The sequence below is a fragment of the Streptococcus porci DSM 23759 genome, from assembly GCF_000423765.1.
GTDB classification, from domain to species: domain Bacteria; phylum Bacillota; class Bacilli; order Lactobacillales; family Streptococcaceae; genus Streptococcus; species Streptococcus porci.
Map to the genome: position 1 here is coordinate 39,633 of NZ_AUIP01000008.1, position 18,781 is coordinate 58,413.

At 41.3% G+C, this 18,781-nt stretch carries 18 protein-coding genes and 1 tRNA gene; 18 read left to right on the forward strand and 1 reads right to left on the reverse strand.

Translation table 11 applies throughout. From position 1 onward, the window contains the following. Window positions 1–89 precede the first annotated feature (89 nt). The 5 genes from G576_RS0103220 (at window position 90) to lacD (ending at window position 6,087) form a co-directional block, all read left to right on the forward strand. A complete protein-coding gene (locus tag G576_RS0103220; RefSeq protein ID WP_027973367.1) occupies window positions 90–1,622 on the forward strand; it encodes a zinc ABC transporter substrate-binding protein AdcA in 1,533 nt (510 codons plus the stop codon). A 700-nt stretch (window positions 1,623–2,322) separates the two neighbouring features. Then, window positions 2,323–2,901, forward strand: a complete 579-nt coding sequence (locus G576_RS0103230; RefSeq protein ID WP_027973369.1) for a GNAT family N-acetyltransferase — start codon at window positions 2,323–2,325, stop codon at window positions 2,899–2,901. A gap of 124 nt (window positions 2,902–3,025) precedes the next feature. Next, entirely contained in the window at window positions 3,026–3,754 is a 729-nt protein-coding gene (locus tag G576_RS0103235) for a GntR family transcriptional regulator (RefSeq protein WP_027973370.1), read from the forward strand. Window positions 3,755–3,874: 120 nt separating this feature from the next. Continuing rightward, window positions 3,875–5,050: an SIS domain-containing protein gene (locus G576_RS0103240; RefSeq protein WP_027973371.1), complete on the forward strand. Its 1,176-nt coding sequence runs from the start codon at window positions 3,875–3,877 to the stop codon at window positions 5,048–5,050. A 50-nt stretch (window positions 5,051–5,100) separates the two neighbouring features. After that, window positions 5,101–6,087, forward strand: coding sequence for a tagatose-bisphosphate aldolase (gene lacD / locus G576_RS0103245; protein ID WP_027973372.1), 987 nt, complete (start codon window positions 5,101–5,103; stop codon window positions 6,085–6,087). A 298-nt stretch (window positions 6,088–6,385) separates the two neighbouring features. Here the strand turns inward: lacD and G576_RS0103250 are convergent, their stop codons facing one another. Next, a complete protein-coding gene (locus G576_RS0103250) occupies window positions 6,386–7,093 on the reverse strand; it encodes a GntR family transcriptional regulator (RefSeq protein WP_027973373.1) in 708 nt (235 codons plus the stop codon). Between the two features lie 198 nt (window positions 7,094–7,291). Here G576_RS0103250 and G576_RS0103255 point away from each other — a divergent pair, with 198 nt between their 5' ends. The 13 genes from G576_RS0103255 to G576_RS0103315 all read left to right on the forward strand — a co-directional run bounded on the left by G576_RS0103255 (window position 7,292) and on the right by G576_RS0103315 (window position 18,752). Further along, entirely contained in the window at window positions 7,292–9,061 is a 1,770-nt protein-coding gene (locus G576_RS0103255; RefSeq protein WP_027973374.1) for a glycoside hydrolase family 35 protein, read from the forward strand. 18 nt (window positions 9,062–9,079) lie between these two features. Next, window positions 9,080–9,565, forward strand: a complete 486-nt coding sequence (locus G576_RS0103260; RefSeq protein WP_027973375.1) for a PTS sugar transporter subunit IIB — start codon at window positions 9,080–9,082, stop codon at window positions 9,563–9,565. Between the two features lie 45 nt (window positions 9,566–9,610). Next, window positions 9,611–10,516, forward strand: coding sequence for a PTS mannose/fructose/sorbose/N-acetylgalactosamine transporter subunit IIC (locus tag G576_RS0103265; RefSeq protein ID WP_027973376.1), 906 nt, complete (start codon window positions 9,611–9,613; stop codon window positions 10,514–10,516). Then, window positions 10,503–11,324, forward strand: a complete 822-nt coding sequence (locus tag G576_RS0103270; RefSeq protein ID WP_027973377.1) for a PTS system mannose/fructose/sorbose family transporter subunit IID — start codon at window positions 10,503–10,505, stop codon at window positions 11,322–11,324. Before G576_RS0103265 ends, G576_RS0103270 begins: the two co-directional genes overlap by 14 nt. 1 nt (window position 11,325) lies before the next feature. Further along, a complete protein-coding gene (locus G576_RS0103275; protein WP_027973378.1) occupies window positions 11,326–11,727 on the forward strand; it encodes a PTS sugar transporter subunit IIA in 402 nt (133 codons plus the stop codon). 369 nt (window positions 11,728–12,096) lie between these two features. Further along, window positions 12,097–12,167 (forward strand) — tRNA-Thr (locus tag G576_RS0103280). Window positions 12,168–12,212: 45 nt separating this feature from the next. Continuing rightward, on the forward strand, window positions 12,213–12,467 hold the full coding sequence (locus tag G576_RS0103285; protein ID WP_027973379.1) for a DUF1912 family protein: 255 nt from the start codon (window positions 12,213–12,215) through the stop codon (window positions 12,465–12,467). 16 nt (window positions 12,468–12,483) lie between these two features. Next, the gene (locus tag G576_RS0103290) at window positions 12,484–12,858 is read left to right on the forward strand and encodes a helix-hairpin-helix domain-containing protein (protein ID WP_027973380.1); all 375 of its coding nucleotides are present in this window, start codon (window positions 12,484–12,486) and stop codon (window positions 12,856–12,858) included. 241 nt (window positions 12,859–13,099) lie between these two features. Further along, entirely contained in the window at window positions 13,100–13,501 is a 402-nt protein-coding gene (locus G576_RS0103295; RefSeq protein WP_027973381.1) for a VOC family protein, read from the forward strand. Next, window positions 13,498–14,088 carry a flavin reductase family protein gene (locus tag G576_RS0103300; RefSeq protein WP_027973382.1) on the forward strand — a complete coding sequence of 197 codons (591 nt, stop codon included), beginning with the start codon at window positions 13,498–13,500 and terminating at the stop codon, window positions 14,086–14,088. The genes G576_RS0103295 and G576_RS0103300 overlap by 4 nt, the downstream gene beginning before the upstream one ends. 13 nt (window positions 14,089–14,101) lie before the next feature. Next, window positions 14,102–14,677, forward strand: a complete 576-nt coding sequence (locus tag G576_RS0103305; RefSeq protein WP_027973383.1) for a DEAD/DEAH box helicase family protein — start codon at window positions 14,102–14,104, stop codon at window positions 14,675–14,677. Window positions 14,678–14,788: 111 nt separating this feature from the next. Then, on the forward strand, window positions 14,789–16,087 hold the full coding sequence (locus G576_RS0103310) for a hypothetical protein (protein WP_027973384.1): 1,299 nt from the start codon (window positions 14,789–14,791) through the stop codon (window positions 16,085–16,087). Window positions 16,088–16,100: 13 nt separating this feature from the next. Beyond that, window positions 16,101–18,752 (forward strand): valine--tRNA ligase, encoded by a 2,652-nt coding sequence (locus G576_RS0103315; protein ID WP_027973385.1) that lies wholly within the window; start codon window positions 16,101–16,103, stop codon window positions 18,750–18,752. Window positions 18,753–18,781 lie beyond the last annotated feature (29 nt).

Below are 18,781 nucleotides of genomic sequence, written 5' to 3' on the forward strand. Positions count from 1 at the left end.
AAGAAAGTCACAAAAAACCTCTTGCAAAAATCTTAAATTCTGATATACTTAACCAGTAAACATTTAACCGGTTAACAAAAGGAGAAGAAATGAACACTAAAAAAATCAGTCTATTAGTTGGTCTAGTAGCGATTATTATAGCAGCGGTAGCCTTTTTTACCACACAGAATAAATCTGAAAAGTCAGAAGATAAGATTCATGCTGTGGCTACCTTCTATCCTGTCTATGAATTTACCAAAGCGGTTCTAGGTGACGAGGGTGATGTGGAGCTCTTGATTAAGGCAGGAACGGAGGTTCATGACTTTGAACCTTCAACCAAAAACTTGACAACCATTCAAAATGCAGATGTCTTTGTCTATGCGGATGATAACATGGAGACTTGGGTATCAAACTTGACCAAATCGATTGATACAGATAAGGTTAAGTTCATCAAGATGACAGGTGATATGTTACTTATGTCAGGTGGTTCAGAGCATGAGGAAGATCATGACCACGAAGAAGAAGGACACCACCATGCTTACGATCCTCATGTGTGGCTATCGCCTTCTCGTGCCATTAGTTTGATTGGTTACATCAGACGCGATTTAGCTCAAGCTTATCCTGACAAAGCGGCCGTTTTTGAAAAAAATGCTGACGCTTATATCGAAAAGCTTAAGGCCCTTGATACCAGGTACAGCACAGTCTTATCAGCAGCTAAGCAGAAATCATTTGTAACTCAGCACGCAGCATTTGGCTACCTGGCATTGGATTATGGACTCAATCAAATTTCGATTACAGGCGTATCAGCCGAGAGTGAGCCAACAGCACAACGTCTAGCAGAGTTGACGACATATGTTAAGAAACAGGGAATCAAGTATATTTATTTTGAAGAAAATGCTTCCGCAGTTGTTTCGGAGACTTTAGCAAAAGAAGCTGGTGTCCAAACTGCTGTATTAAATCCTCTGGAAAGTCTGACCAAGGAACAAATGGATGCTGGGAAAGACTACATCTCCGTTATGGAAGATAATTTAGCAGCTCTGCAATTGACCATAGAACAAGAAGGAGCAACTATCCAACCTGAGGAAGAAGCCGAAAAAACTGTTTATGCCGGATACTTTGAAGATTCAGCCATCAAAGACCGTCAGTTGTCAGATTGGTCAGGAGAATGGCAATCTGTTTACCCATATCTGCTTGATGGAACGTTGGACCAAGTTTGGGATTACAAAGCTAAAAAATCTCAAGGTGCTATGAGTTATCAAGAATACAAAGACTACTACACTGTTGGTTACAAGACAGATGTGGAGGAAATTACGATTGATGGTAAGAAAAATACCATGACTTTCACGCAAAATGGTAAGAGCCAAACTTTTACCTATAAATACGTCGGTTATAAGGTTTTGAACTACAAAAAAGGTAATCGTGGCGTGCGTTTCCTTTTCGAAACTGATGATGCTAATGCAGGTAATTTCAAATACGTGCAATTCAGTGATCACAACATTTCTCCAACAGATTCTGGACATTTCCACATCTATTTTGGCGGAAGCAGTCAAGAGGATCTCTTGAATGAGTTGAACAACTGGCCAACCTACTATCCAAAAGGTATGACAGGACATGAGATTGCGCAAGAAATTGTAGCTCACTAAGTCAGATAGAAAACTCGGTGCATCCGAGTTTTTTCTTGCTTTTCAGAGATAGAAGGTTATAATCAATCATGTAGTCTTTTTGTTTATTTTTACTACTGTTTAGCTATCTAAAAGATTTAGAGATAGTGCGAGCCTGATTCGCAATAAAAGCTACAAGCTAGGAGATGAAATGTGTGATAGCCGGTTGTAGTACTAAGTAGGGTAACACGAGTTCAACTCCTCTCAAACCGTTTGAAGTTGAAAATAAGGAAAGGAAGTTTCCTCATTTATCAAAGTCACAGAAAATGGAATAGCTCTAAGAGAAGTCAATCTGTGAAAGGATTTGGCATGATGCCAATACCTCCCTTTTCTACTGTGCTGGTTTGTCTTTTTCGGTGTCTGGGTCTGGTTTACAGCACCAGTCAAGATGCCTTGTCGTAAGACCATATCCTCATTTTTTATCCTAAGTGTAGGACTTTTGATGTTGATTTACTACGTTGAAACTTCAAGTGCTCTATCGGAAAAGTTTTTAGAAAGCTTATTCTTCCCTGTGACTGTCTCAGCCTATTACAGCATGATTTCCCTAGCGCTTAGCACCTTCTTTCACCTGAAACTAAGAAAGGTGAATCGAAAGACATGGTTGATCTGGGAAATGGTGATTGGGATTATGACATATTTTGCAGTTTGTTTGATTCAAAGTTTATTTTTAGGAGTTGTATAAGTGACACATTTGATTCGGAGCGCCACTCTTTGTGATGCGGAGAAGTTGCTGGCTATTTACGCCTATTATGTGACTGAAACGGCCATTACCTTTGAATATGAGGTTCCAACGTTGACAGATTTTCAGTCACGGATGCAAACAGTTCTATCTTTCTATCCCTATCTTGTGGCGGAAGAAGATGGGCAGATTTTAGGGTATGCTTATGCGTCATCTTTTCATCCTAGAGCGGCCTATGCTTGGTCGGCTGAGGTGACGGTTTATTTGGACAAAGCTGCGCGTGGTAAGGGTGTGGGCTCTAAACTCTATCAGGCTTTGGAGTCATATCTCAAAGATATGGGACTTCTCAATCTTAATGCCTGCATTGCTCAAACAGATATTGAAGACCCTTATCTGACTAATGCCAGCCAGGCTTTCCATGAGAATCAGGGCTATGAACTGGTCGGAACATTTCATAAATCGGGCTATAAATTTAACCGCTGGTACAATATGATTTGGATGGAAAAGCTTATTGGTAGCCACGAGATAGATATGAAGCCTGTTATTCCTTTTCCAGATATCTTTAAAATGAAGAAAATCTAGTCTTTGAAGGCTGGATTTTTTTATTGTTAAAACTATTTTCAGATATTTGATAAAAACGCTTGACTTAAATAATGTTAATATACTATAATTTATATGTGGTTATAACAAGTTAGAAAGAGTGCGTATGTTTAGATTAAAAAAAGATAAGCCGTTGTACCTACAATTAGTAGATACGCTAGAACTAGATATTCGCAATTCCATGTCGCCAAATGACAAACTCTTGTCAGAACGAGAATTAACTGAGGCTTATAAGGTCAGTCGTATCACCGTGCGCCAAGCCTTGCAGGAGTTGGAAAAACGTGGTTTGGTTTACAAAAAGCAGGGCAAGGGCACCTATGTCTCAGAAATTAAAGAACCTGCGGTGGATTTAGGAACCGTATATAGTTTCACAGATGAAATGCAGAAACTTGGTAAAAAACCTATCACCAAAACCTTATCTTTTGAAAGAGTTAAAGCGACGGAGCAAATTGCAAGAGAGTTGCAGATTGATTTTGGAGCTGATGTCTTTGAAATTGAGCGCCTACGGCTGGCAGATGATGTCCCTATGATGTTGGAACGTACTTACCTACCATCTAGCCTCTTTGAAGGTTTGAGCAAGGAAACACTGTCTCACAAACCACTTTATCGCATCATCGAAGATGATTATGAAGAACGTATTCGTGTTGCCGAAGAAGAATTTTTTGCCAGCGTAGCCTTAAATCACGAAGCCAAATTGCTAGAAATCAAAAAAGGTGCCCCAGTCTTGCATCTCATTCGTAAAACCTACAACATTAAAAATAAAATCGTCGAATTCACCTTCAGTATCGCCCGTGCAGACCAATTCAGATATAAAGTCAGCCATTTTAGGGAGTGAAAAGCTCTGGTGGAGCTTTTTAGCTAGAACTTAGAAATGAGAGCTTCTCTCCCCTTTAGATACCGAGAAATGAAAGCGCAACCAAAAATAGTGATAAAAATATTTGAATAGGAGGAACTTATGTTTTTTAAAACAAAAGAGGAATTGATTGAACTGGGAGCAGAAATTACGACCAGAGAAATCAAGCAACAACCAGAACTTTGGCAGGAGGCTTTGGAGATTTACAAAGAAAAGTTGGCAGATATTTCAAATTTTCTTGACAAGGTAGTAGAAACAAGCCCCGATAGGCCAGTAAAAGTTATCTTTACTGGTGCAGGAACGTCCCAATATGTGGGGGATACCATTCTACCCTATCTGAAACGTACCGCAGACCGTGGGCGCTTTACCTTTGAAAGTATCGGAACGACAGAACTAGTGTCTGCGCCTTATGACCATCTTTTTGAAGACGAGACGGTGCTACTCGTTTCCTTTGCTCGATCTGGCAACAGCCCAGAAAGCGTAGCAGCGGTGGCTTTGACAAATCAAATCGTTTCAAATGTCTACCATTTGACCATCACTTGTGCGCCTGAAGGACTTTTGGCCAAACGGGCAGCTGGTGATGACAAAAATCTCCTTCTCCTCATGCCAAGTCGCTCTAATGATGGTGGATTTGCCATGACAGGTAGTTTCACCTGCATGCTTTTAACGGCTGTTATGGTCTTTGATGAAACCGAAACACTGGAAGCTAAGGAGAGTTATGTCGCTTATCTCTATGAGATGGGACAAGACATCATTGGTCGAGTGGGAGACTTAAAAGCGCTGGTTGACTTAGATTTCAATCGCCTGGTTTACTTGGGTTCTGGGGCAATGGCTGCGCTGACACGTGAGGCCCAGTTGAAAATCTTAGAACTGACAGCAGGAAAAATTGCCACTATGTTTGACTCGTCTATGGGCTTCCGTCACGGACCAAAATCTTTTGTGGATGAAAAAACCATCGTCATTGATTTTATCCATAACGACCCTTATACACGTCAATACGATGTGGACCTGTTAGAAGAAGTTTACAGCGATCAGATTGCTCTGAAAACCTTGGCTATTGCTCAAAAAGGAGACCCTGCTTTTTCAGGTGAGAGCTTTGAACTCTTGTCAGATATTATTTTACCAGAAGCTTATCTGGCATTGGCTGATGTATTAGTCGCACAAACAATCTCACTTCTTGCTTCCGTTAAGGTAAAAAATACACCAGACACTCCATCAGCGTCTGGAACTGTTAACCGTGTAGTCAAAGGAGTTATCATTCATGACTACAAGAATTAAGGATATGATATTTTAAAAAATATTATCATTAGAAAGGACATTTCAACGATATGTGGACATTGACAGAACAAAAAAAAGCCTGCATGGAGAAATTATCAACTCCTGAAGGCTTTATCTCTGCGCTAGCTTTTGACCAACGAGGTGCTCTAAAACGTCTCATGGCTCAGTACCAACCTGAAGAGCCTACCGTTGCTCAGATGGAAGAACTGAAGTGCTTAGTGGCAGAAGAACTGACTCCATTTGCTTCGTCTATGCTACTTGACCCAGAGTATGGGCTTCCAGCTATCAAGAAATTGCATGAGGATGCAGGTCTTCTTTTAGCTTATGAAAAAACAGGATACGATACCACCAGCACCAAACGCTTGCCAGACTGTCTGGATGTTTGGTCGGCAAAACGCATCAAAGATCAAGGAGCAGATGCTGTAAAATTTTTGCTATACTACGACGTAGATAGCTCTGAAGAACTCAATCAGCAAAAACAAGCCTACATCGAACGCATCGGTTCGGAATGTGTGGCAGAAAATCTACCATTCTACTTGGAAATCCTAGCCTATGACGAGGGTATCCCAGATGCTAATAGTCCAGAATACGCTAAAGTTAAACCACACAAGGTTATTGGTGCCATGAAAGTTTTTTCAGACCCACGTTTTAACATCGACGTCTTGAAAGTAGAAGTACCGGTCAATATGCACTACGTTGAAGGATTTGCTAGCGACCAGGTGGTATACACACGCAAGGAAGCTCAAGACTTTTTCTTGGAACAAAGCAGGGCGACACATCTTCCTTTCATCTTCTTGAGCGCTGGAGTTTCTGCACAGCTTTTCCAGGAGACCCTACGCTTTGCTAAAGAATCAGGCTCAGAATTTAATGGTGTCCTCTGTGGTCGTGCAACCTGGGCTGGTTCAGTCAAAGCCTACATTGAAGGTGGCGAAGGTGCAGCCCGTGACTGGTTACGCACAGAAGGTCGTGCCAATATCGAAAGTCTAAACGCTGTTATCAAAGAAACAGCAACAGCTTGGTCAGAACGTTTATCATAAACTCAGCTGAGGGCTGAGCAATCAGCCCTTGGAAATCAAAAAAAACACCAGTAAAAACTGGTGAGCAAATTTTAGACAAAGTATCTGTTTCTCATTTGTGGACTGGCTTTGACAAAAGAGAAAAGTGTGAGAGTTGCTTCCACTACGAGCGAAGCGGTTCTTAACCATTTCTACCGTGCTAAAAACCGCATAAAGACGAGTTTATGCGGTCGAGAAGTTGATGGGCCAACAAGGCTTAAGAAGGTGGTAAAAATAGTATTTGTCTAGAATGACCACCAGAAAAAACGAATGGTGTCTGTTAACGATTAGCAGTAATTTCAAACTTATAGAAATTCCAGTGCTTGTAACTTTCTACGTACTCTAAGACATGGTCAGTATTTGACTGCTCAGTCTTTCTAATCTGCAAAATAGTTGGTTCAAGCTTTTCAAGAAGCAGTGCCTTGCTGGCTTCTTCAGGAGTCGCGAAAGTCACTTCATTGGTTTCAGTATAAGGCTCAGATGACATGTGAATGTCAAAATCCAACTTGAAACGTTGGTAGATAGACTTGAAATGGTTCTTCTTAGCGTTTGGTGTCAAGATGAAACGCTCTGGAATGTAGGATTGTTGATAAAAATAAGGACGATTTCCAGCTGTACGAACACGGACAATCTTATAGTAGAAATCGTTGTTGGTTAGCTTCAATTCCTTGAGGTACTTAGGATCGTTGCCTTTTTCGATAGAGAGAACTTCCACGTGGTCATCTTTGAGTGGAAAAAGTTCAACATCGGAAAATTCCACTAGCTTGCCCTTACGAGAACGCGAAACAAAGGTTCCCTTGCCTTGTTTACGAACCAAATAGCCATCTTTGACCAATTCATTGAGAGCTCGAATGACAGTGATTGAACTGACGTCGTAAATCTGCACCAGCTCGCTTTCGGTGTAAAATTTATCACCGTTTTCAAATTTACCAGTCACGATTTGCTTTTTCAAATCGTTTTGAATACGTTGATACTTAGGGATTTTCATGGAATCGTCCTTTCCAATTGTAGATATTAGGTCATGAGAGTATTCTAATTTTCTGTCATTATACTAAATTTTTTCTGAAAATGGAATCAAAAAGGTAATAAAAAGATCAAAAAAATTAGCAAATCACTTGATATAACAACTTATTTATGTTAATATATAGATATAGAAAGAAAGCGGTTGCAGAAAGGGTGGTCTTTTATGAAGTTTGAGATAAGAGAAGATTTTTATCTGAACGATAGACCTTTTAAAATATTATCGGGAGCAATTCATTATTTTCGTATTCATCCTGATGATTGGTACCATTCACTTTACAATCTTAAGGCCTTAGGTTTTAATACCGTTGAGACTTACATTCCTTGGAATTTACACGAACCTAAAAAAGGTGACTTTCGAAGCCAAGGGATTCTTGATTTCGAACGTTTTTTGACACTAGCCCAAGAACTAGGACTATATGCTATCGTGAGACCATCTCCTTACATTTGTGCAGAGTGGGAATGGGGTGGCTTGCCAGCTTGGTTGCTGGAAGAAAATGTTAGGGTGCGCTCGACTGATCCTAATTTTATCAAGCATGTTGACGATTACTATGCTCGTTTGATACCTATTTTAGCAAAACACCAGCTCAGTCAAGGCGGAAATATTCTCATGGTTCAAGTGGAGAATGAATACGGTTCTTACGGTGAGGAAAAAGCTTATTTGCGCATTGTCAAAAACATAATGGAGAAATATGGTTTGGAGGGCCCCTTCTTCACATCAGATGGTCCCTGGCGGGCTACTCTTCGAGCAGGTTCTCTGATTGCAGATGATGTACTGGTTACTGGGAATTTTGGGTCAAAAGCTACGCTTAATTTTAAACAAATGCAGGACTTCTTTGATGAGTACGGTAAAAAATGGCCTCTCATGTGCATGGAGTTTTGGGATGGATGGTTTAATCGTTGGGGAGAGGAAGTCATTAGACGTGACCCTGAAGAACTAGCTGATGCCGTCATGGAATGCATAGAGCTTGGCTCTATCAATCTATACATGTTCCACGGTGGCACAAACTTTGGATTCATGAATGGGTGTTCAGCTAGAGGTCAAAAAGACTTACCACAGGTGACCTCCTATGACTACGACGCTATCTTAGATGAGGCTGGAAATCCGACACCGAAATTCTATGCCCTTCAAAAACGTCTTAAGGAGCGATTGCCAGATTTAGTAACCTTTCAGCCATTGACTAAAAAGGCTATCGCTTTTGAACAAGTAGCTCTGGTCAACAAAGTCAGTCTCTTTAACGTTTTAGAAAATGTAAGCGATGCCAAGATAAGCTTTTATCCTTTGCGTATGGAAGAGTTAGGACAAAATACAGGATATGTCCTCTATCAAACGCAAATCGAGCGAGATAAGGAAGGGGCTGAACGTCTCCGTATCATTGACGCCAGAGACCGAATTCAGATTTATGCAGATGATGCTCATGTCATTACCCAGTATCAAGAAGAAATCGGTGAAGATATCACTGTGGATCTCAACCATCACAAGACAGATATTAAGATTTTGGTTGAAAATATGGGACGTGTCAATTATGGACACAAACTTGAAGCATCAACCCAGAAAAAAGGTCTTGGTCGAGGTCTTATGGCAGACCTACACTTTATCGGAAATTGGAAAAATTACAGACTTCCGTTGGAGTCAGTTTCAGAAATTGATTTTTCAAAAGAATGGCAGAGTCACCAACCAGCTTTTTATCAGTATCACTTCACCTTAGATAACTTAGCTGATACCTATCTGGACATGACTGGATTTGGTAAGGGCGTCGTATTTGTCAATAATATTAACATCGGGAGATTTTGGGAAAAAGGTCCAATCTTAACTCTCTATGTACCAAAAGGATACTTAAAGAAAGGAGAAAACGAAATAGTCGTCTTCGAAACTGAGGGACGATACAAAGAGCACATCATCTTTACAGACAAACCCAAAATAGAAAAACTTTAAATTGAGAGGAAGAAATTTATGGCTATTATCGCAACACGCATCGACGGTCGTCTGATTCATGGTCAAGTTGCCAATCTTTGGACGACAAAATTAAACATCAGCCGTATCATGGTTGTTGATAACGACGTTGTCAATAATGATTTGGAAAAAACGGCCTTGAAACTTGCTACACCGCCGGGAGTTAAGTTATCAATATTACCAGTTGAGAAAGCAGCTGCTAATATTTTGTCGGGGAAATATGACTCACAAAGATTACTTATTGTTGCCCGTCGTCCAGACCGCTTCTTGGGACTTTTAGAAGCAGGTGTGACTTTCCCAGAACTTAACGTTGGAAATATGTCACAATCAGATCAAACGCGTGCAGTAACACGCTCAATTAATGTTGTTGACAAGGACATTGAAGATTTTGATGCTATCAAAGCAAAAGGTGTTAAACTGATTGCACAAATGGTACCAGGCGATAGCCCACAAGATTTTATGGCTCTGTTAGACAAAGTACGCTAATATTCGGAAACAAAAATCATTTAAATATATTAGGAGGAATACATCATGATTCAATGGTGGCAAATTCTACTGCTAACTCTCTATTCTGCTTATCAGATTTTGGACGAGTTGACTATCTGTACTTCAGCAGGTTCTCCAATCTTTGCTGGTTTTATTTCAGGTCTCATTATGGGAGATATGAAAACAGGACTTTTGATTGGAGCTAGCTTGCAGCTTATGGTTCTTGGGGTAGGTACCTTTGGTGGTGCTTCTCGTATCGATGCGACGTCAGGTGCGGTTTTGGCGACTGCCTTCTCAGTAGCACAAGGTCTTGATCCAGAGCTTGCTGTGACCTCAATCGCCGTACCAGTAGCGGCTCTCATGGTTTACACCGATATTGCTGGTCGTTTCTCAACAACTTACTTTGCGCATCGGATTGATAAGAACGTTGAAGACTTCGATTACAAAGCTATTGAACGCAACTACCTTCTCGGTGCAGTACCTTGGGCTCTCTCCCGTGCTCTTCCAGTATTTGTAGCACTTGCTTTTGGTGGCGGTGCTGTTGAAGCAATCGTTGATTGGATTGAAAAATACCAATGGGTTGCTAACGGTTTGACCTTAGCTGGTCGTATGCTACCAGGGCTTGGGTTCGCCATTCTCCTTCACTACTTACCGATTAAACGAAACCTCCACTATCTAGCTATGGGCTTTGGTATTACAGCCATGTTAACAGTTATTTATAACAACTTGCAAACAGTTGCAGGTACACTTTCAAGTATTATCGGTGTTGATCCAAAATTGTTTGAAGGTGTGGCATTTAACGGTGCACCATTCAAAGGTCTTCCAATGTTGGGTATCGCGATTATTGGTGCAGGTTTAGCTGCTCTCCACTATAAGAACAGCCAAAATAAACCAGAAGTTGTTGTAAAATCAGTTTCAGAAAGCGGGGAAATTGAAGATGACGAAATCTAATTACAAATTAACAAAAGAGGATTTTAATCAAATCAACAAACGTAGTATCTTTACCTTCCAGTGGGGTTGGAACTACGAACGTATGCAAGGGTCAAGTTACCTTTATCATATCCTGCCACAGCTTCGTAAAATCTATGGAGATGGGACACCTGAGTTGAAAGAAATGATGAAAAACCATACTCAATTTTTCAACACCTCCAACTTCTTCCATACCATCATAACTGGGATTGACATGGCTTTGGAAGAAGCAGAAGGAACAGCTTCAAAAGAAGCGGTCAATGGTGTGAAAATTGGTCTTATGGGACCATTTGCCCCAATCGGAGACTCACTCTTTGCTTCACTTGTTCCTACTATTATGGGTTCTGTGGCTGCAGGTATGGCTAAAGAAGGTAGCCCTTTGGGAGTATTCCTTTGGGTTTTGGTTGCTGGTATTGCTATCAATATCTTCCGTTGGAAACAACTTGAGATTGCTTACAAACAAGGGACAAAACTTGTGACTACCATGAGAGACCAGTTGACTGCAATCGTTGATGCAGCCTCAGTTATGGGTGTTTTCATGGTCGGTGCGCTGATTGCCAGCATGATTAACTTTGAAGTATCTCTCAATATCCCAGTTGGTGCAGGTATTGACGTTCAAAACTTGCTCAATATGATTTTCCCACGCTTAGTGCCAGCCCTCTTCACTGGATTCATTTACTGGCTCCTTGGTCGTAAAGGCATGACGTCTACAAAAGCAATTCTGGTAATCATTGTTCTTGCAATTGCCTGCTCTGCCTTTGGTTGGTTCGTAATGGGAATGAAGGGCTAATATGGCAAAGAACTTAATTTTAATTAGTCACGGTCTCTTTTGTGAAGAATTGAAAAAAAGCACAGAGATGATTATGGGACCACAAGAGATGATTCACGCAGTCGGTCTCTTACCCGAGGAAGGTCCAGATGATTTTCGTGCAAAGCTTGAGAAGACAATGGCAGGGCTGGAGAATTTTGTTGTCCTAGCTGATCTCATGGGGGGAACCCCATGTAACGTGGCTTCGCGCCTAATAATGGAAGGTCGTCACTTCGACCTCTACGCCGGCATGAACATGCCAATGGTTATAGGTTTTTTAAACGGAGCCTTGCTTGACGAAGAAGTGGATCTTGTCGCTTACGGTTCTACCAATATTCACCATATCAATAGCCTCATTTCATCAGTAGATGATGACGATGAGTGAGGACGTGATAACCTAGCTTGCTTCATTTCTTGGGAACAAGCTGGCCTAAGATGCCTTTAAGTATCCTACCCTTTTCTGTTAAAATAGGAAAGGGTATTTTAGTTGATATCTTATTTACTTTACTGTAATCGGGATAATCATCAGAAAAAAGCGTTGCCTTTTCACCTTAAGCTAAATATTTAAAACGATAGTTTTAACTCTAGAATGTGCCATTGACCATAAAATTAACCATAGACTTCAAAAAGATCGATTAAGAAGGTCTATGAAAATGAGAGAAACTAGATAATCACTAGCTAGAAACCGCATAAAATCAAGCTTTGAAAATTAAGTGTTGACAGGTTATGGAAATTGGTGTATTATATAGTGGTTGCCGCTATAGTTAAATGGTATAATAGAGCAATGGTAATGCTCCGTTCCGAGTTCGATTCTCGGTGGTGGCAGATAGCGAGTTGACTATGGTCAACTCTTTTATTTTGGAGAAAGACATGTCATACGAACAAGACTTTTTAAAAGATTTTGAGGAGTGGATCAACACTCAGATTATGATAAATGATATGGCGATGACCGAAAGTCGCCGTGTTTTGGAAGAAGATAAGGATGAGCGTGCGGCGGATGCCTACATCCGTTACGAAAGTAAGCTAGATGCTTATCGTTTTATCCAGGGGAAATTTGCCAACTATCATGCTGGCAAGAGCTTCCATGATTTACCAGATGGCTTATTTGGCCAAAGACATTATTAAAGAGAGGATAGAAATTTTGGCAAAGAAAAAAATCAATCGTAAAAAATTATTGAAGAAACAATTGGCAGATCTGAAACGCGCTGGTCGTGTAGATCTTGAAAGAGCTGCAGAGGTAGTAGAGACAGTTGCTCATAAGGCTGAGGCTGTAGTAGAGCATGCTGTGGAACAAGTGAAAGAAGTTGTAGCAGAGGTGACTTCATTGGAAGACTTTTTGGCACTTCCTGACTTGGAAGGTATTGCGGCAGCACGTTTGGAAACCTTCTACCAAGCAGGTATTCAATCTGTGGCTGATTTTGCAAACCATATAGAAAAAGAGCTCTTGGCTCTTAAAGGAATCGGTCCAGCAACTATCAAGCAGTTGAAAGAAAAAGGGATTGACTTGAAAGCTTAAATCCCTTGCTTTTCAAGGTGCAATTTGTTAAAATAAAGCCATTCAGAGGTGTTTTGAGCCCCATTTGTCACAGGAAGCGGTGGTACTGAGAAATCCGCACAAATGTCAAAACTGGTTGCTGATAATGTGAATCGAATAAGCAAAGTGCAGATAATGTATCTGAACAAGGGTGGTACCGCGGAATAACTTCGTCCCTGTCTAGCAAGTCTAGGCAGGGATTTTCATTTGGAAAGGAGAAGATATGTTACATCATGTTGAAATATATGTTTCAGACTTGGAAACTTCGCGTGCATTTTACGACTTTCTCCTGACCAAGCTGGGATACTCGCTCTATCAGGAGTGGGAGGAAGGGCTATCTTACAAAAAAGCAGAGCAGTACCTGGTCTTTGTCCAAACGCCAGAGGACTTCCTAGAGGCAGGTTATCACCGTTGCCGTATAGGTCTCAATCATCTAGCCTTTCATGCGGGAACACCTGATGATGTTGACCAATGGCGGAAGGAATTTTTGACCAGACGAGTCAAACTGCTCTACGATGACCGCTATCCACATGCAGGAGGATCAGATCACTATGCCCTCTATTTAGAAGATCCAGATGGGATAAAGATTGAGTTGGTGGGGGAGGAAAGGAATAAAAAGGTATGACAGTAAAACAAGGATTTGATACTGCTAAGTTTTATTATGGTTTCCCAGTATTCATTTTAGGCTATAAGGACGAGCAACATTTATATAACATCACTACATGTAGTTCCTCTTATAGTCTAGGAGATATGGTGGTGGTTGGCATGTTTCAAGGTAGCAACGCTGCTGAACAAATAGCCAAGTTTGGTGAATTTACCTTAAATCTTACCACTGTGGAACAGGGCTATTTGATGGAAAAAGCGGGATTTTTGCATAAACGGGAAAAGATAAATTTGCTTAATGCAGAAATTATCCCCGCTGAAACAGTTGATGCTCCCAGTCTAGTTGCTTGTCCGATTACATTAGAGTGTCGAGTTGAGCGAGTCCAATCATTTGATGGTTATGTTAACTTCACAGCTCGTGTTTTGAAACGTACAGTGGATGAAACTTTGTTAGATGACAAGGGAAATTTTAAAAGTTTAGAATTCAATCCTTTGCTTTATATGGGAGATGGACATGAAAGAATTTATCGCTATCTAGAAAGGGGGACATCTGAAAAATTGGGTACCTTTATTAAGAAAAAAAGGGAGCTGGATAGGAGTGCACCTTAAAGTAGGAGGCAAGATGAATCTAATTATTATTGGAGCACAAGCTTCTGGCAAGATGACCATTGGGCAGGAGGTTGCGAAGTTGACAGGGATGACCCTTTTTCATAATCACGATTCGATTGATTTTAGCCTACGTTTTATTCCTGAATTTTCTGAGGATATGTTTGACTTCAATACACGTATAACATTTGCTGTTTATGATGTGTTTGCTAGGTCAGGCCGCCCACTAATCGGAACTGCCTTGATTAATTTTAAAAATCTCATAGAGGTTCAATTCCTTACAACTGTTCAGACGATTTTTCATCATCATGGTCAGGAAATTTTATTTGTTGAGTTGGAAACTGCTTTGGAAGAACGTCTGCGACGTAATCGGACAGAAAATCGACTTACCCATAAACCTTTGAAACGACACATTGAAGTTTCAGAGGCTGAGATTCTCTCTACAGCTGATACATGTCAATATACCTCATTAGGCATTCCAGAGGGCATTCAGCATTATCTCAAAATTAATAATACTCATCTTTCTGCCAATGACGTAGCTCAACTGATTATCCAAAAAATGGAGGAACTTGAGCAAGAACAAACGAAATAGCCAGCCTAAGAGACTGACTATTTCTAGGAGATTATATGAAAAAGAATTGGGCTATTTCTAGCTTGAAGATAGTATAAACCAATTTTCTTAAAGAATACTAAAGGAGGAACGATGAATTTACTTTTTTTAATTTTCGTCACCTGTTTATTACTTTTGGGAGTCGGAGTATTGTTTTATAGTTGGCATAAGAAGAAGTTGGTATCATCGGCTCCATCAATTCCATCAGACAAAACAGATAATCCTAATAACAATCTGTCGGTTGAAGAAGATGGAGAATTCTTGGAATTACTTCCAAAAGTTATAACCTTATCCAACAATGAAGTATTAGATTTTGAAAAAATGCATGAGATTAAGGATAGAGGAGTTCTCGCAAAAGTAAATTCAATTATTCCACAATTTGCTAATAATGTTTATGACAGCATCAATAAAAAGAAACTTCAGAATATCAATGAATTATTACAAAATGATAAGTTATATAGGGTTGTTATTCCACCCGGTGCAGAACTTTACAAGGCAAAAGATAAAATAGGAGCTTTTAGAGGTGGTTATCATGTTAATGGACAGCTGGCAGGTCAAGCTCATTTAGTAAAAGTGAGTCCAACTACTCAAAAAATTGCTAGAACAGGAGAGTTTGTTGCAAATGCAATGAATGTAGCGTCTATGGTTGTCGGACAGTATTATATGGCAGAAGTGGATGCTAAACTGGAACAGTTACAAGCTGGTGTTGATAAAGTTATAGAGTTTCAAGAAACACAATTTAAGTCTAAGATTTTATCACTGATTCCAAAAGTGGGGAAAATTACCAAATTTAATATAGAAATCATGGAAAATGATGAGATTAGGCAGAGGAGTTTAGATAGTCTGGTTCGTTATGAAGACGAGGCAATAGAGCTACTACAACAAGTAAATTCTTTACTTGAAAATTTAATAACATCTAATTTTAAGACGAACTATGCTAAGTATAAAGAGACTATTTTTGAAATTGAAAAATTAACAACATTTCAACAGTATCTGATATCAATAATGGAAGAAATTGCCCGACTAACTTATTTAATGAATGGAGGGAAAGTGTCTTCAGAATATTGCTATTCAAGTTTGGGTAATTATTTGGAACAGTCGAATACTGTGAGAGATAAACTTGCTCAATGGCACAATAACCAGTCAAGGCAACTTGGAATTCAGATTCGAAAATCTAGGATAACGAAAAAGGGATTTGAAGGAGCCGTTTTTTACTTACCTGGAATGCTTCAAAACGATTTGAAATATAAGAAAATGAACAAGGATATTGTAGACCGAATAAAGAAACAATCAGTAGACAAGTTGCATTTTAGCAATACAACAGACAATGTGTTCGAAAGGGAGCTGCAGATACTTGTTCATAATGGAAAATATTATTATCTAAATGACTAAAGGAGAAAAATTAATGTCAAAAGAATTATCACCAAAATACAATCCAGCCGAGGTTGAGGCTGGTCGTTACCAGACTTGGTTGGACCAAGATGTCTTTAAGCCGTCAGGCGATGCGGAAGCCAAGCCTTATTCAATCGTCATTCCGCCGCCAAACGTAACCGGTAAGTTGCACTTGGGACACGCTTGGGATACAACCCTTCAAGACATCATTATCCGTCAAAAGCGGATGCAGGGCTTTGACACCCTCTGGCTTCCTGGTATGGACCATGCGGGGATTGCTACACAGGCTAAGGTTGAGGAACGCTTGCGGGAGCAAGGCGTGACCCGTTATGACTTGGGCCGTGAGAAATTCCTCGACAAAGTCTGGGAATGGAAGGATGAGTATGCAGCGACCATTCGTGAGCAATGGGGCAAGCTGGGTCTGTCTTTGGACTACCAACGTGACCGCTTTACGCTGGACGAAGGCTTGTCAAAAGCTGTTCGCAAGGTCTTTGTAGAACTTTACAAAAAAGGCTGGATCTACCGTGGCGAATTTATCATCAACTGGGACCCAGCAGCTCGCACAGCTCTTTCAGATATTGAAGTTATTCACAAGGACGTCGAAGGTGCCTTCTACCACATGAATTATATGTTGGAAGATGGTTCTCGTGCCCTTCAAGTTGCGACAACTCGTCCTGAAACCATGTTTGGTGACGTTGCGGTTGCGGTTAACCCAGAAGATCCACGTTACAAGGACTTGATTGGTAAAAATGTTATCCTGCCAATCGTCAACAAGCCAATCCCAATTGTTGCGGATGAGCACGCAGATCCTGAATTTGGTACAGGGGTTGTGAAAATCACTCCTGCCCACGATCCAAATGACTTCCTTGTCGGTCAACGCCACAATCTGCCACAAGTCAATGTCATGAACGATGACGGTACCATGAACGAGTTGGCAGGCGAATTTGCAGGCATGGACCGCTTTGAAGCTCGTAAGGCAACGGTGGCTAAGTTGCAAGAACTAGGTGCCCTAGTGGAAATTGAAAATCGTGTGCATTCCGTTGGTCACTCGGAGCGTACAGGTGTCGTAGTTGAGCCACGTTTGTCAACCCAATGGTTTGTTAAGATGGACCAATTGGCTAAGAATGCCATTGCCAACCAAGACACAGCTGACAAGGTAGAATTTTACCCACCACGTTTCAATGACACCTTCCTACAATGGATGGAAAATGTACACGACTGGGTTATCTCGCGTCAGCTTTGGTGGGGGCATCAAATTCCAGCATGGTATAACGAATCTGGCGAAATGTACGTCGGAGAAGAGGCTCCAGCAGGGGACGGTTGGGTACAGGATGAGGATGTCCTAGATACCTGGTTCAGCTCTGCCCTTTGGCCATTCTCAACAATGGGCTGGCCTGACGAAAACGCGACGGACTTCCAGCGTTACTTCCCAACCTCAACCTTGGTAACGGGCTACGACATCATCTTCTTCTGGGTGTCTCGTATGATTTTCCAATCGCTTGAGTTCACAGGTCGTCAGCCATTCAAGAACGTGCTGATCCACGGTTTGATCCGTGACGAAGAAGGGCGCAAGATGTCCAAGTCGCTTGGAAACGGAATCGACCCAATGGATGTCATCGAGAAATACGGTGCGGACGCTTTGCGTTGGTTCTTGTCAAACGGCTCTGCTCCTGGTCAAGATGTTCGCTTCTCTTATGAGAAGATGGACGCTTCTTGGAACTTCATCAACAAGATTTGGAACATTTCCCGCTATATCCTCATGAACAATGAAGGCTTGACTTTGGATGCGGCGCGTGAGAATGTCGCCAAAGTTGCAGCTGGCGAGGCTGGTAACGTGACGGACCGCTGGATTCTCCACAACCTCAACGAAACCATTGCTAAGGTTACTGAAAACTTCGACAAGTTCGAGTTCGGTGTGGCTGGTCACATCCTCTACAACTTCATTTGGGAAGAGTTCGCCAACTGGTATGTCGAGCTGACCAAGGAGGTCCTTTACAGCGACAACGAGGCTGAGAAAGTCATGACCCGCTCTGTCCTTCTCTACACGTTGGACCAAATCCTTCGTCTCCTCCACCCTATCATGCCGTTCGTGACGGAAGAAATCTTCGCCCAGTATGCAGAGGGCTCTATCGTGGTGGCAGCCTACCCTGTTGTCAACCCAGCCTTTGAAAATGCGGAAGCCCACAAGGGAGTAGAGAGCCTCAAGGACTTGATTCGTTCGGTGCGAAATAGCAGAGCAGAGGTCAATGTTGCCCCTTCTAAGCCGATTACCATTTTGATTAAGACGGCAGATAGCGAGCTTGAAACCTTCTTCAAGTCAAATGAAAACTACATCCGTCGCTTTACAAATCCAGAGCAGTTGGAAATCAGCTCAAGCATTGCTGCACCAGAACTAGCCATGTCAGCCGTTATCACCGGTGCTGAAATCTTCTTACCACTAGCCGACCTCCTCAACGTCGAAGAAGAGTTGGCTCGTCTAGACAAAGAATTGGCTAAATGGCAAAAAGAACTAGACATGGTCGGCAAAAAACTCAGTAACGAACGATTCGTCGCCAACGCCAAACCAGAAGTCGTCGAGAAAGAAAAAGCCAAACAAACCGACTACCAAGCCAAATATGATGCGACAGTAGGACGGATTGAAGAGATGAAGAAGTTGGTTAAGTAGGAAGAATACGATAAAATGCCCAGCCTAAA